Source organism: Kitasatospora sp. RG8 (assembly GCF_017813315.1).
Taxonomy (GTDB): domain Bacteria; phylum Actinomycetota; class Actinomycetes; order Streptomycetales; family Streptomycetaceae; genus Kitasatospora.
The window spans coordinates 149,503-163,264 of the sequence record NZ_JAGIYX010000022.1; the positions used below are offsets into that span (position 1 = coordinate 149,503).

Sequence of the window (13,762 nt, forward strand, 5' to 3'; positions counted from 1 at the left end):
CCCGGTCGGGCAGTATGCACCAGTGACTCCCTGACAGACCGGCTTCTGACGTACCGTCGTCCGGTCCGCGCACCGCGTGACACCGGGGGCACCGGGAGGCGTACGGTGTGTCCACGACCCGGCGAGGAGAGACGGCATGGCAGCGAGCTTCCCCGAGACCGCCATCAGCACCGAACGGCTGATGCTGCGCCCCCTTGCGGAGGACGACGCCCCCGGCCTCGCCGAGATGATGGCCGACGACCTCGTCCTGGCCTGGACCGACCTCCCGCACCCCTTCACCGAGTCCTACGCCGCCGAACTCGCCCGCACCCTCGCCCCCGCCCACCGCGCGGCCGGCCGCGGCATCGTCTTCGCCGTCACCGAACACCTCACCCAGCGCCTCGTCGGACTGGTCGAGCTGCGCAACACCGACTGGCGGCTGCGGTCCACCGAGATCTCCTACGTCACCGCCACCTGGGCACGCGGCGAGGGCTACGCGCCCGAGGCCGTCCTCGGCGTCGCCCAGTGGCTGTTCGAGGACCGCGGCTTCCTGCGGCTGGAACTGCGCACCGCCGCCGGCAACACCGCCGCCCAGCAGGTCGCCCAGAAGATCGGCTCCATCAGCGAGGGCGTGCTGCGCAGCGCCTGGATAGTGCGCGGCGAGTCCGGCGAGGTGACCGAGGAGAGCCGCAGCGACCTCATCCTGTGGAGCCTGCTGCCGGAGGACATGGAGAACCCGGCCGACCAGGGGAGCGGCTGGCCCGGCGACCACCGGTACGTCCTGCGCGACTGAGCGCCCGGCGGTTCCGGGCGCGGCCGCGCGTCCCGGCTCGCGGGTCCCGGCCGCGCCGGGCGGCCCGCGGTCAGGCCCGCGGTCAGGGCCGCGGTCAGGACTCTCCGCGGCGGACATGTGTGCGAGATGTAGGCGCCGAGGGGATCACACCCGGTAGCCTCTGACCGGCGCCGCACACGGGCGCCGCACGTCGGCGCACGAGGCGAGGGAGAACAGGCCGCAGATGGCTGACCGGATCACGGTCATCGGGTGGGACGGCACCCCGCTGACCGAGGCCGCCGGCGCGGCCCTCGCCGCGGCCACCCTGGTGGCCGGCGCCCCCTACCAGCTCAGCGCCCTCCCCGTGCCGCCGGGCGCCGAACGGCTCGCCCTCGGGAACGTCCAGCTCGCCGCCCGGCGGATCGCCGAACACCGCGGCGCCGCCGTCGTGGTCGCCGAGGGCGACCCGGGTTTCTTCGGCGTCGTCCGCACCCTGCGCCGCCCCGAGTACGGCCTCGAACTCGAAGTCCTGCCCGCCGTCTCCTCGGTCGCCGCCGCCTTCGCCCGGGCCGGCATGCCCTGGGAGGACGCCCAGGTGGTCAGCGCACACGGCGGACGGCTGCGCCGCGCCGCCAACATCTGCCGGGCCAACCCCAAGGTCGCCGTCCTCACCGCGCCCGGCGCCGGCCCCAGCGAACTCGCCCTGATGCTGCGCGGGGTGCACCGGACCTTCGTGGTCTGCGAGGCCCTCGGCACCCCCGAGGAGGACGTCACCGTCCTCACATCCGACCGGGTCGCCGACCACGTCTGGCGCGACCCCAGCGTGGTGCTGGTCATCGGCGGCAACGGCAGCGGCCCCCAGGCCGGCAGCGTCGGCCAGGCGGCCGGCTGGCTGGCCGGACGCCCGGTCGGCTTCCCCGGCCCGGACCGCGGCTGGGCGCTCCCCGCAGACTCCTACGCGGGCGCGGGGCGCACGGAGGACGCGCCCGGCGCATCCGAGACGCTCCCCGCGCACGTTCGCGCCCTGGTGCTGGCCCGTTTGGGTGCCCGCCCCGGCGACCTCGTCTGGTCGGTCGGCGCGGGCGACGGCGCCCTCGCCGTCGAGGCCGCCCGCTTCGGTGCCGCCGTCGTCGCGATCGAGGCCGACCGCGCGGCCTGCGCCCGGCTCACCGTCACCGCCCGCCGCTACGGCGTCGAGGTGGAGACCGTCCACGGCGCCGGCCCCGAGGTGCTCGGCGGCCTGCCGGAGCCGGACGCCGCCGTCGTCGAGGCCGGCGGGCCGGCGGTGGTGCGCGCCGTCCTGGCACGTCGGCCCGAGCGGTTCGTCGCCGTCGCCCACGGCTTCGCCGAGGCGGAGGAGACCCGCCGCGCCATCGCCGAGGCCGGCTACCGGCCGGACGGCGTGCTGCTGCAGTCCTCCCCGCTGGAGACGGACGGGACGGGCGCGCTGCGGCTCGGGGCGGGGGAGCCGGGCGTGCTCCTGCTCTGGGGTGAGCAGATCGTGTGAAGACGAGGTGCCCCGGTGGCGCATCCGGTGGCGCATCCGGTGAGGGTTCCGGCGCGCGCCCCGGTGCGGACCGCCCTCGGACGCGCCTGCGGGCCCCGGTCCTGACGGGGTGACGCCGCCCGGGCCGTCCGCTCCGTGCGGAGATCCGCGCGGTGATCGAGTCAATGATCGAGTCGGTGATCGAGTCGGTGATCCCGGTCGCATCCGGACACCGATTCGAGAGGCGGCGGCGCCGGGCCGGTAGTGTGGCGTCCGGGACGGCTGCGGCGTCCGACGGCCCACCCGATCCGGTCGGTTTGTCGCCTTTTTGACGCGATGCAACCCGGTACGGCTCGGAGTGTGGGCAATTCGACGGGCCGCCTGCCGGACCTGGAGAATGCCGTAGGGTCCGGTGCGGTCGTGCCGGTTGCCCCGGCTTGTCGTTGTTTCAGATGGCGCACCGCCCCCTGTGGGTGGTGCGCGGGCCGGGGTGCCGCAGCGCGCCGGAAGGACTTCGGCCGCAGCGCCTCGGCGCGGCGGCCGTGTGTGGTTGAGGGGCGGGCCGCTGCTGGCCCGGCCCGTGCGGATGGGCGCTGCGGTCGGTGATCGCGTCGCCAAGGGCGCGGCAGCGGCCTGGAAGGAGCTTTGACATGACCGATGGCGGCCACGTCCCGAACGAGGGACTGCCGGAGCACCTGCTCGCCGGGCCGGAGGGCGTCGCGGCTGTCGCGCCCCTGCAGGGCGTCGCACCCGTGCAGGGTGTCGCGGTGGACGGCGGCATGATCCCGAACCCCGCGATGCCGAACGCCGGGATGCCGAACCCCGGTATGGCGAACCCCGGTATGGCGAACCCCGGTATGGCGAACCCCGCGGTGCCGGGGAACGGCATGCCCGGCGCGGTGCCGCCGCAGGGCCTGCCCGGCCAGGGCCAGCCGCTCGGCGCGCCCGGCTACGGCGTCCCGGTCGCCGGTGTGCTCGGTGCGCCCGTCCCGGGCGCCCCCGTCGGCGGTGTGCCCGGTGCGCCCGTCCCGGGCGCCCCCGTCGGCGGCGTGCCGGCCGAGGGCTGGGCCGTCGACCCGGGCGCCCCGCGCCCCGCCTTCCACTTCCTCGACCAACCCGACCAGCCGGACCTCCTCGACGACGAGGACGACGTGCTGCTCATGCCCGGCCCGCAGGGCTCCTGGGGCGAGCCGCTCGCGGCCCTCCACGCCGACCCGGCCGCCGACCAGCAGGGCGGGCCCGGCACCCCCGTCGAGCCGTCCTGGCCGCCGCTGGAGCCGCCGGTGCTCGGCACCGACCCGGCCGCACAGCAGGTCCCGGGACAGCCGATGGTCCAGGGCCAGCCGGCGCAGGGCCCCGGCCAGCCCGTCCAGACCCCGCTCCAGGCACAGGGCCAGGACGCGCTGACGGCGGCTCAGCAGCCGCGTCGCCCGCTGCACGCCGGCCCGCCGGTCCCGGACCCGTCGCTGATGACCGGGCAGGTCCCGGTGCGCTCGCTCGCCGACCGCGGCCCGTCGCAGGGCGGCACGCCCGCGCACGGCATCCCGGTCGTCGTCGGGCAGCAGGAGCCGCAGGCAGCCGTGCCCGTCCAGGCCCAGCCGGTGCCGCAGCCGGCCCCGGAGGCCCCGCAGGTCGTCGAGGCTCCCCAGGTCGTCGGGGCCGCGCAGGTCGTCGAGGTTGCCGAGGCCGCGGTGGCGGTCGAGCCGGTCGTCACGGAGACGGCCAACGCCGAGACCGTCAACGCCGAGCCTGCCGTCGCCGAGGTGGCCGTCGCCGAGCCTGCCGCCGTCGAGGCGGTCGCGCAGTCCGGGTCCGAGGCCGTTGCCGAGCAGCCGGCCGAGCCGCAGGCCGTGGCCGCGCAGACGGAGGCCCCCGAGGCTCTCGTCGCGCCCGTGGCGGAGCCCACCGCGGAAGCCCCCGTCGAGGCTCCGGCCGACTCCGTCGTGGAGCCGAACGCCGCCGAGCCGGGCAGCGCCGAGCCGACCACCACCGAGCCGAGCGCTGCCGAGGTGCCCGCCGCCGGGGCGCCCGTGGAGGCTGGAGCCCCCGCCGACCCGGCTGTCCCGGTCGCCGCCGAGGAGCAGCCGTCCGAGGCCGCCGCCCCGGCTCAGGGCACCCAGGTTCAGGGCACCCAGGTTCAGGGCGCCCAGGCTCAGGGCGTCCAGGCCGGCCAGCCGCGCCGGATCTCCGCCTTCCTTGCCGCACCCGCCCCGCACGGTCTGCCGCAGGTCGAGGCGGTCGAGCAGGCACCGGCGGGCGCGGAGGCCGAGGCGCAGCAGTCCGTGCCCATAGCGCCCGCCGAGCAGTCCGAGGCGCCCGCCGAGGCCGGCACGGACGCCACTGCCGAGGCCGGCGCGCCCGCCGAGGCGAGTGCCCAGCCCGAGGCCCAGGCTCAGCCCGAGGCCGTCGCGGAGACGGCCGTCGGCACCGGCGAGATGCCCTCCGGCCAGGCCGTCGCCGCACCGGAGGCCGAGCAGCCGCAGGAGGCCGCGCCGGCCGAGGCCGCCGCCGCCGAGGTGACGGCACCCGCCGATCCGGCCGCCACCGAGGCCGCCGAGTCGACCGTCGAGCCCGCGGCTTCCGTCGCCGCCGAGGCCGACGCGCAGCCCGAGGGCCAGGCCGCTCCCGCCGGGACCGAGGCCGCTGCCGACCCCGCCCCCGAGGCCCTCGTGGACGCCCCCGCCGAGGGTGTCGCCACGGACGGTCCCGCCGAGCAGCCTGCCGCCGAGCCCACCTCCGAGGAGCCCGCCTCCGCCGAGGCCGCCTCCGAGGAGCCCGCCTCCGCCGAGGCCGCCTCCGAGGAGTCGGCCCCCGAGGAGCACGCCCCCGAGGAGCCCGCCGAGCCGCGCGGCCCGGCCGCCCCCGGCTACGACGACGCCGGCCGCGACGCGGTCCACCAGGTCATCCGCGAGCGCCGCGACATCCGCAACGGCTTCCGTCCGGACGCGATCCCGCACGAGGTGCTGATCCGCGTCCTGGAGGCCGCCCACACCGCGCCCAGCGTCGGCTACTCCCAGCCGTGGGACTTCGTGGTCATCCGCTCGGCCAAGACCCGCCGCAAGATGCACGAACTGGCCGAGCGCCAGCGCGTGGCGTACGCGGACTCGCTCCCCAAGGGCCGCGCCAAGCAGTTCAAGGAAATCAAGATCGAGGCGATCCTCGAGACGCCCGTCAACATCGTCGTCACCGCGGACCGCACCCGTGGCGGCCGGCACACCCTGGGCCGGCACACCCAGCCGCAGATGGCGCCGTACTCGGCCGCCCTCGCCGTCGAGAACCTCTGGCTGGCCGCCCGCGCCGAGGGCCTCGGCGTCGGCTGGGTGAGCTTCTTCGACGAGGACGAGATGGTCCGCGAGCTCGGCCTGCCCGAGCACCTGGAGGTCGTCGCGTACCTCTGCGTCGGCTACGTCGACGCCTTCCCGGACGAGCCCGAGCTCCAGCAGCAGGGCTGGGCCAAGAAGCGCCCGCTGTCCTGGGTCGTCCACGAGGAGCAGTACGGCAACCGTGCGCTGCCCGGCGAGGAGCCGCACAGCGTGCTCTCCGAGACCCTGCGCGGCATCCGCCCGCTGGACGCCAAGGCGCTCGGCGAGGCCTGGGACCGCCAGAAGCGGATGACCAAGCCCGCCGGTTCGCTCGGCATGCTGGAGATCATCTCCGCCCAGTTGTCCGGCCTCTCCCGCAAGTGCCCGCCGCCGATCCCGGAGCCCGCCTGCGTGGCGATCTTCGCGGCCGACCACGGCGTCCACGCCCAGGGCGTCAGCCCCTGGCCGCAGGAGGTGACCGCCCAGATGGTCGGCAACTTCCTGGCCGGGGGAGCGGTGATCAACTCCTTCGCCAAGCAGATCGGCACCGAGGTCTGCGTGGTGGACGTCGGCGTCGCCGCCGAGCTGCCCGACGCGATCCAGCAGGGCCGCACCACCGGCCTGCTGCCGCGCAAGGTCCGCCCCGGCACCGGCGACATGACGCAGGGCCCGGCGATGACCCGCGAGGAGGCCCTCAAGGCCCTCGAAATCGGCATCGAGACCGCCCGTGACCTGGTCGCCGCCGGCAACAAGGCGCTGATCACCGGCGACATGGGCATCGCCAACACCACCGCCTCCGCCGCCCTGATCTCGGTCTTCACCGGTCTGGACCCGGCCGAGGTCACCGGTCGGGGCACCGGCATCGACGACGCGACCCACGCCCGCAAGATCGAGGTGGTCCGCGCGGCGCTCACCCTGCACCAGCCGGACCCGGCCGATCCGATCGGCGTCCTCGCCGCCATCGGCGGCCTGGAGCACGCCGCCATCGCCGGCTTCCTGCTCGGTGCCGCGTCGCTGCGCACGCCGGTCATCCTGGACGGCGTCATCGCCGGTTCGGCCGCCCTGGCCGCCAAGGCGATCGCCCCCGAGGTGCTGGCCGCCTGCATCGCGGGCCACCGCTCCGCTGAGCCCGGTCACCAGGCTGCGCTGGCCAAGCTCGGCCTGCGTCCGCTGATCGACCTCGACCTGCGGCTCGGCGAGGGCACCGGCGCCCTGCTGGCCCTGCCGCTGGTGCAGAGTGCGGCCCGGGCGATGCACGATGTAGCCACGTTCGACTCCGCCGGGGTCACCGAGAAGGCCTGACGCCCGTTCGCACCGCTCCGTGGTCCGGCCCGAGGGCGCGCCGGAACGCGGAGCGGTGCCGTGCCGTACCCCCACCACCCTCACCCCTGATCCAGGAGTCCCGCCCATGACCGCGCCCAACCCGCACCCCGGCACCGAGGGCCGCACCCCGTACCCGGTCGGCCTGCTGCTCGCCGGCCGCCGTGTCGTCGTGGTCGGCGGCGGCCACGTCGCCCAGCGCAGGCTGCCCGCCCTGATCGCCACCGGTGCGGACCTGCACCTGATATCGCCGACCACCACGCCGGCGGTGCAGGCCATGGCCGACGCCGGCGAACTGACCTGGCACGAGCGCCGCTACCAGGACGGTGACCTCGCCGGCACCTGGTACGCCCTGGTTGCCACCGACGACCCGGCGGTCAACACGGAGGTCAGTGCCGAGGCCGAGCGCGAGCGGGTGTTCTGCGCCCGCAGCGACGACGCGGCCGCGGCCACCGCCTGGACGCCGGCCAGCGGTCGCGACGCGGGTGCCACCGTTGCCGTCCTCACCGGTGACCCGCGGCACTCCGCGGCCCTGCGCGACTCCATCGTGGACGGTCTGCGGGACGGCTCGCTGGCCGCCCGCCAGTACCGCGCGCACGGGGCCGGGGTCGCCCTGGTCGGCGGCGGTCCGGGCGACCCGGACCTGATCACCGTCCGCGGCCGGCGGCTGCTGGCCGACGCGGACGTGGTGGTCGCCGACCGGCTGGCGCCGCGCGAGTTGCTCGCCGAGCTGCCGGAGCACGTCGAGGTGATCGACGCGTCGAAGATCCCGTACGGGCGTTTCATGGCCCAGGAGGCGATCAACCGGACGCTCATCGACCACGCCAAGGCCGGCAAGTTCGTGGTCCGGCTCAAGGGCGGCGACCCGTACGTGTTCGGCCGTGGCGGCGAGGAGCTGCTGGCCTGTGCGGAGGCCGGACTGCCGGTCACGGTGGTCCCGGGGATCTCCAGCTCGATCAGCGTCCCGGCGTCGGTCGGCGTGCCGGTCACCCACCGCGGGATGACGCACGAGTTCACGGTGATCTCCGGCCACGTCGGCCCGGACGACGAGCGCTCGCTGACCAACTGGGAGGCCGTCGGTCGGATGACCGGCACCCTGGTGCTGCTGATGGCCGTGGACAAGATCGGCGCGATCGCGGCCAAGCTGGTCGAGTGCGGACGTCCGGCGGACACCCCGGTGGCCGTCGTCCAGGAGGGCACCACCGCCGGCCAGCGCCGCGTGGACGCCACCCTGGCCACCGTCGCGGCCACCGTCCAGGCGGAGCAGATCAAACCCCCGGCCGTGATCGTCATCGGCGACGTCGTCAACGTCCTCGCCCCCGCCGCCCCCGCCGCCCACTCCTGACCGGCCCGGCCCGGCCCGCCGCAGCCCGCCCAAGCCCGCCCCCTCTTTGCAAAGTGTGACTTTGCAAAGAGGGGGCGGGGGCAATCACCCCGCGCACCCGGGCGCCCCACCACCTGCAAGAACCGCAGACCGGGCCCTGAGTCCCCGGGCCCCGCATCCCCGGCCCCGGGCCCCGAATCCCCGGCCCCGGCCCCCGGCCCCCGTCCTCGGGCCCCCACTCCGTGCTGTTTGCAAAGTGCACTTTGCAAACAGCACGGAGTGGGAAGTCGGCCCAGCCGACTTCCCACTCCAAACCCCTCGCCGCATCCCCGGCCTCCCGCCTCCGGCTCCCCCGGCTTCCCGGCCCCGCCCCCACCGCCGCTCACTCCAACGGCTGCTCCGTCCAGATCACCTTCCCGGTGGCCGTGTACCGCGTCCCCCAGCGGTCCGCGAACTGGGCGACCAGGAACAGCCCGCGCCCGCCCTCGTCCGTGGTGGCCGCGTACTTCAGGTGCGGCGACGTGCTGCTGCCGTCGGACACCTCGCAGATCAGCGACCGGTCGCGGAGCAGCCGCACCCGGATCGGTCCCGTTCCGTACCGGATCGCATTGGTCACCAGCTCGCTCAGGATCAGCTCGGTGACGAACGCCGCCTCGTCCAGCCCCCACAGCGCCAGCCGCTCCGCCACCGCCGCCCGCACCTCGCCCACCGCCGCCGGGTCGGACCGCACCTCCCACTCCGCCACGTGGTCCTCCGCGAGCACCCGCGTCTTCGCCACCAGCAGCGCGATGTCGTCCTGCGGATGCGCCGGCAGCATGGCGCCCAGCACGTCCGCACAGGTCTGCTCCGGCGTCCGCGTCGGCCCGGCCAGCGCCGCCCGCAGCAGCTCCAGCCCCTCGTCGATGTCCCGCTCGCGGTCCTCCACCAGCCCGTCCGTGTACAGCACCAGCCGGCTGCCCTCGGCCACCTCCACCTCGACCGTCTCGAACGGCAGCACCGCCAGCCCCAGCGGCGGCCCGGTCGACAGCTCCGGGAAGACCACCCGCCCGGCCGGGTCGATCATCGCCGGCGGCGGATGCCCCGCACTGGCCAGCGTGCAGCGCCGGGACACCGGGTCGTAGATCGCGTACAGGCAGGTGGCACCGGTCACGGCCGCGGAGCCGCCGGTCGCCGACTCCTCCTGGTCGATCCGGTTCACCAGCTCGTCCAGGTGCCCCAGCAACTCGTCCGGCGGGAGGTCCAGCGTCGAGAAGTTGTGGATCGCGGTCCGCAGCCGTCCCATCGTGGCCGCCGCGTGCAACCCGTGCCCCACCACGTCCCCGACCACCAGTGCCACCCGCGTGCCCGGCAGCGGGATCACGTCGAACCAGTCCCCGCCGACGCCCGCCTGCGCCGGCAGGTACCGGTGCGCCACCTCCAGCGCGTTCTGCTCCGGCAGGCTGCGCGGCAGCAGACTGTGCTGCAAGGTGACCGCCATCGCGTGCTCCCGGGTGTACCGGCGCGCGTTGTCGATGCAGACCGCGGCGTGCGAGACCAGCTCCTCGGCCAGCGCCAGGTCCTCCTCGTCGAACGGCTCGGCCCGGTCGGCCCGCCAGAACCGCGCCACCCCCAGCAGCACCCCGCGCGCCCGCAGCGGCACCCGTACGAGTGAGTGCACCCCGTACGCCAGCACCTGCGCCGACCGCTCCGGATCCTGCTCCCGCCAGGCCTCCGCCTCAGCCAGCCTCGGCTCCACCTCGGCCAGCCCGCTGCTCAGCGCCCCCGCCAGCGGCGAGGTCGGCACCACGTCCACCACCGTGCCGACGGGGTAGAACGGCGCGTCGGTCCGGACGCCGCTGAACGCCGCCCGGCGCATCCGCCCCAGTTCGAGCCCCGGCGGCGGCTCCTCGCCCTCCAGGACCTGCTCGGCCAGATCGACGCTGACGAAGTCCGCGAACCGCGGCACCGCCACCTGCGCCAGCTCCTCGGCCGTCCGCGTGACGTCCAGCGAACTGCCCACCGTGACGCCCGCGTCGTACAGCAGTCGCAGCCGCCGCTGCGCCACCTCGGCCCGCCCGGAGAGCGCCAGCAGCTCGGTGGAGTCGCGCAGCGTGGCGACGCAGCCGGGCGGGCCGCCGGCCTGGTCGGTCAGCCGGACGTTCACCGCCAGCAGCCGCTCCCCGGCCAGGACCATCTCGTCGCTGACCGGCCGGTTGGCGGTCAGCAGGTCCTGGGGCGCGGTCTCCAGGCCGAGGTCGGTCACCATCCGCCCCTCGGCGTCGGCCGGCAGGTCCAGCAGCCGGCGGGCCTCGTCGTTGCAGAGCAGCAGCCGCCCGTCGCCGCCGACGATCAGGACACCTTCGCGCACGGCGTGCAGCACCGCCGCATGGTGCTCGTACATCCGCGTCATCTCGACCGGCCCCAGCCCGTGGGTCTGCCGCCGCAGGCGCCTGCTGATCAGCGCCGTCCCACAGGTGGCCAGCCCGAGCGCGACCGCCGCCGCGCCGAGCACGACCGGCAGCTGCCGCTCGCTGGCGCTGCTCACATTGGCGATCGTGATCCCGGCCGACACCATCCCGACCACCTGGCCGTCCGGCGCGTGCACCGGCACGATCGCCTGGACGAGCGGCCCGATCGTGCCGTTGATCTCCTCGGTGACCACCTGGCCCTGCAAGGCGGGCTCGTAGTTGCCGACGAACTTCTGCCCGATCCGCGCCGGGTTCGGGTGGGTGTAGCGGATGCCGTTGGTATCGAGCACGACGATGAAGTCCACGCCCGCGTTGATCCGCGCCGCCTGCGCGTGGGGCTGGAGGATCGCGGTCGGGTCGGGGGAGCGCAGCGCCTCGACGATGCCGGGCGAGTTGGCGAAGGTCTGCGCCACCGCCACGGACCGGTTGGTCGCCTCGTGCCGGGCGTCGTTGCGGGACTGCACCACCAGGGCGACCACGGCGGAGGCCACCAGCAGGAGCACGACCAGTACCTGGAGCGCGAAGAACTGCCCGGCCACCGACCGGTGCTTCACCGGCTTCGGCTGCGCCGCTTGTGGCTGCTGTTGCCGACCGTGTGGGCGCCCACCGGCGGAGCCGGCGGTGCCAGTGGCACGGGAGGCGACAGAGGAGCCAGAAGCACCAGTGGCCGACGGAGCCCAGGATCGGCCCGGAAAACGGGCCATACGTCATATTTGCACTCTGCGCGCCGACGGGCCAAGGGTAGCGACCTCCACCCTTTGGGCCGTTTGGCCTTCTCCACCCCGCCTTGGCAAGATCGCAGGGTGTCCGAACCCAGCACCATCACCGATCCCGCAGACCCGCGCCTCGCCGACTACACCGGCCTGACCGACGTCGAACTCCGCCGCCGACGCGAGCCCGCCGAGGGCCTGTTCATCGCCGAGGGCGAGAAGGTCATCCGCCGCGCCCTCGCCGCCGGATACCGGATGAGGTCGATGCTGCTCACGGCCAAGTGGCTGGACGTGATGGCGGACGTGATCGCCGAGGCCGACGCCCCCGTCCACGTCGTCGAACCCGCCCTCGCCGAGGCCGTCACCGGCTACCACGTCCACCGCGGCGCACTCGCCTCCATGGAGCGGAAGCCCCTGCCGGAGGCCGCCGCGGTGCTGGCCGGTGCCCGCCGCGTGGCGGTGCTGGAAGGGCTGGTCGACCACACCAACCTGGGCGCGATCTTCCGCAGTGCCGCCGCGCTGGGCATGGACGCCGTCCTGCTCTCGCCCGACTGCGCCGACCCGCTCTACCGCCGCGCCGTCAAGGTCTCCATGGGCGCCGTGTTCGCCGTCCCCTACGCCCGGCTGGACCCCTGGCCGGCGGCCCTCGACACCGTCCGCGCCGCCGGCTTCAGCCTGCTCGCCCTCACTCCGGCCGACTCCGCCGTCGACCTCGCCACGCTGGCCCCGCACCAGCTTCCCAAGGCGGCCCTCATGCTCGGCGCCGAAGGCGACGGCCTCACCCGCCAGGCCATCGCGGCCGCCGACCACCCCGTCCGGATCCCGATGGCCCACGGCATCGACTCCCTCAACGTCGGCGCCGCCGCAGCCGTGGCCTTCTACGCCGTCACCGCGACCTCCTGACACCTGAGACGGAGGGCCGGCCGGCCCGGCTCCCACGCGACCCGCCGGAGTGACGCCCGCTGCCGTCCGGCCGGTTGGCGGTCGCCGCGCTGTCCGTGGTGGGGGAGTGGGAAGTCGGCTGGTCCGACTTCCTGTGTGCGGCTGTGTTCGGAGCGTCTGCGGCTGCCCGGGTCCGCCTTGACCCGCTCCCGGGAGCGCCCGGTCAGGAGGCGCAGCCCGGGGCGTGGGAAGTCGGCCGGTCCGACTTCCCGTACCTGCCCGGGGCCCCGGAGGGTTCTGCACACGCGGCGCAGGGAGCGCCCCGGGGCGTCAGCCCGCGGGGGCGGTGGGCGGGGCGGGGGCGGCGGCCGGTGGCGGGGTGACGGTGAGAGTGGGGGCGCCGGGCCACGACTCCTCCATGGTCCCGTCCGCCCGCAGCGTGTAGCGGGTGGAGGCGGCGGCGCCCGTCTGGGCGCTGCGCTCCTCACGGACCAGTGCGCCGTTGTCGAGCCGCCAGGTGGCGGTCGCCTGCGGGTCGGCGGCCGAGGAACGGGAGGCGAGGGGCACGGGCGCGTCCCCGTTGAAGGAGAAGAGCTGGACCAGGTCGACCGGCACCGATCCCTCTGCTCGCCGCAGCACCACCAGGGAGGCCGGTGCACCCTTGTAGCGGGCCGGGAGGACCGCGCTCAGCGCGACCTGCGGCCCGGCGCCCGCCGACCGCCCGTCCCGCAGCGCGATGGCGGGGCCACCCGCCGGGTCGGGGTAGCTGCGGTTCGGCCAGTCGACCGTGGGCCCGGCGCCCTGGGCGGGCGCCAGTGCCCCGTCGCCGCGGGCCGCCGTGGTCAGCGGGGTGGTCGCGGTCTGGGGCACCGCCGTGGGCGACACACCGTCCACCGACTGCCCGGCCCCGGCCGGCTGGGCGGCCTGGACGGGCGCGGTGCTCACGGTCCCGCCGCCGGCCGGGCCGTGACCCTGGTTGCTGTGGTTCTCGCACCCCTGCGCCGCCGCGATCGCCAGGGCCACTCCGAGCGTGACGGTGACGAAGACGACCAGCCGCTGCCTCAGCAGCCGCTGCCGTGATGTGCCGGGGCGGCCGCCCGGGACGGGGGTGTGCTGCCGGTCGCGGGTGCGCCGTGGCCGGTCCGTCCGCTGCGGCTCCCGCTCCCGCTGCGGCTCCCGCTCGCGCGGTCCGGCGAGGCCGCCGGGCCCGCCGGTCCGTCCGGGCGGCGGGGTCTGCTGGCGCTGGCGCAGCGGCCGGGTGGCCTGGGCGGCCTCGGGCCGGGGCATCGGCGTGGTGGCCGGCTGGCCCTGCGGCCGCCGCTGCGCGGCACCGGGCCGCGAGCCCGGGTGGACGCCGGCCCGGGCACCGGGGTGAACGCCGGGGTACCTGCCCTGAGGCCCGCCCGCATGCCCACCGGGCTGCACGCCCGGGTGCCCGCCGGCATGGACGCCCTGCCCGCCGCCCTGAGGCCCGCCCGGCCGGCTGCCCGCCGCGGCGCGGGCGCGCGCAGCGCCCGCCGGGTCGGGGGCACGCCCGGGC

7 protein-coding genes are annotated in these 13,762 nt (G+C 75.9%); 5 read left to right on the forward strand and 2 right to left on the reverse strand.

All coding sequences use genetic code 11. From position 1 onward, the window contains the following. Positions 1-136: 136 nt before the first annotated feature. The 4 genes from J5Y04_RS28260 to cobA all read left to right on the forward strand — a co-directional run bounded on the left by J5Y04_RS28260 (position 137) and on the right by cobA (position 8,204). Positions 137-772: a GNAT family N-acetyltransferase gene (locus tag J5Y04_RS28260; protein WP_209415228.1), complete on the forward strand. Its 636-nt coding sequence runs from the start codon at positions 137-139 to the stop codon at positions 770-772. A 223-nt stretch (positions 773-995) separates the two neighbouring features. Beyond that, positions 996-2,258 (forward strand): precorrin-6y C5,15-methyltransferase (decarboxylating) subunit CbiE, encoded by a 1,263-nt coding sequence (gene cbiE, locus J5Y04_RS28265; protein ID WP_209415229.1) that lies wholly within the window; start codon positions 996-998, stop codon positions 2,256-2,258. Positions 2,259-2,887: 629 nt separating this feature from the next. Further along, positions 2,888-6,841 (forward strand): nicotinate-nucleotide--dimethylbenzimidazole phosphoribosyltransferase, encoded by a 3,954-nt coding sequence (gene cobT, locus J5Y04_RS28270; RefSeq protein ID WP_209415230.1) that lies wholly within the window; start codon positions 2,888-2,890, stop codon positions 6,839-6,841. Between the two features lie 106 nt (positions 6,842-6,947). After that, positions 6,948-8,204 (forward strand): uroporphyrinogen-III C-methyltransferase, encoded by a 1,257-nt coding sequence (cobA, locus tag J5Y04_RS28275; protein ID WP_209415231.1) that lies wholly within the window; start codon positions 6,948-6,950, stop codon positions 8,202-8,204. A 361-nt stretch (positions 8,205-8,565) separates the two neighbouring features. On the opposite strand, the gene J5Y04_RS28280 is transcribed toward cobA, so the two are convergent. Further along, on the reverse strand, positions 8,566-11,334 hold the full coding sequence (locus J5Y04_RS28280; RefSeq protein ID WP_209415232.1) for a SpoIIE family protein phosphatase: 2,769 nt from the start codon (positions 11,332-11,334) through the stop codon (positions 8,566-8,568). Positions 11,335-11,433: 99 nt separating this feature from the next. Here J5Y04_RS28280 and J5Y04_RS28285 point away from each other — a divergent pair, with 99 nt between their 5' ends. Beyond that, positions 11,434-12,243, forward strand: a complete 810-nt coding sequence (locus J5Y04_RS28285; RefSeq protein ID WP_209415233.1) for an RNA methyltransferase — start codon at positions 11,434-11,436, stop codon at positions 12,241-12,243. Positions 12,244-12,552: 309 nt separating this feature from the next. Here the strand turns inward: J5Y04_RS28285 and J5Y04_RS28290 are convergent, their stop codons facing one another. Beyond that, the gene (locus tag J5Y04_RS28290) at positions 12,553-13,509 is read right to left on the reverse strand and encodes a hypothetical protein (protein ID WP_209415249.1); all 957 of its coding nucleotides are present in this window, start codon (positions 13,507-13,509) and stop codon (positions 12,553-12,555) included. Between the last annotated feature and the right edge of the window lie 253 nt (positions 13,510-13,762).

Coding starts and splice junctions, on each gene's coding strand:
- J5Y04_RS28260 (WP_209415228.1), top strand. CDS start 137: ATGGCAGCGAGCTTCCCCGAGACCGCCATCAGCACCGAACGGCTGATG.
- cbiE (WP_209415229.1), top strand. CDS start 996: ATGGCTGACCGGATCACGGTCATCGGGTGGGACGGCACCCCGCTGACC.
- cobT (WP_209415230.1), top strand. CDS start 2,888: ATGACCGATGGCGGCCACGTCCCGAACGAGGGACTGCCGGAGCACCTG.
- cobA (WP_209415231.1), top strand. CDS start 6,948: ATGACCGCGCCCAACCCGCACCCCGGCACCGAGGGCCGCACCCCGTAC.
- J5Y04_RS28280 (WP_209415232.1), bottom strand. CDS start 11,334: ATGGCCCGTTTTCCGGGCCGATCCTGGGCTCCGTCGGCCACTGGTGCT.
- J5Y04_RS28290 (WP_209415249.1), bottom strand. CDS start 13,509: ATGCCCCGGCCCGAGGCCGCCCAGGCCACCCGGCCGCTGCGCCAGCGC.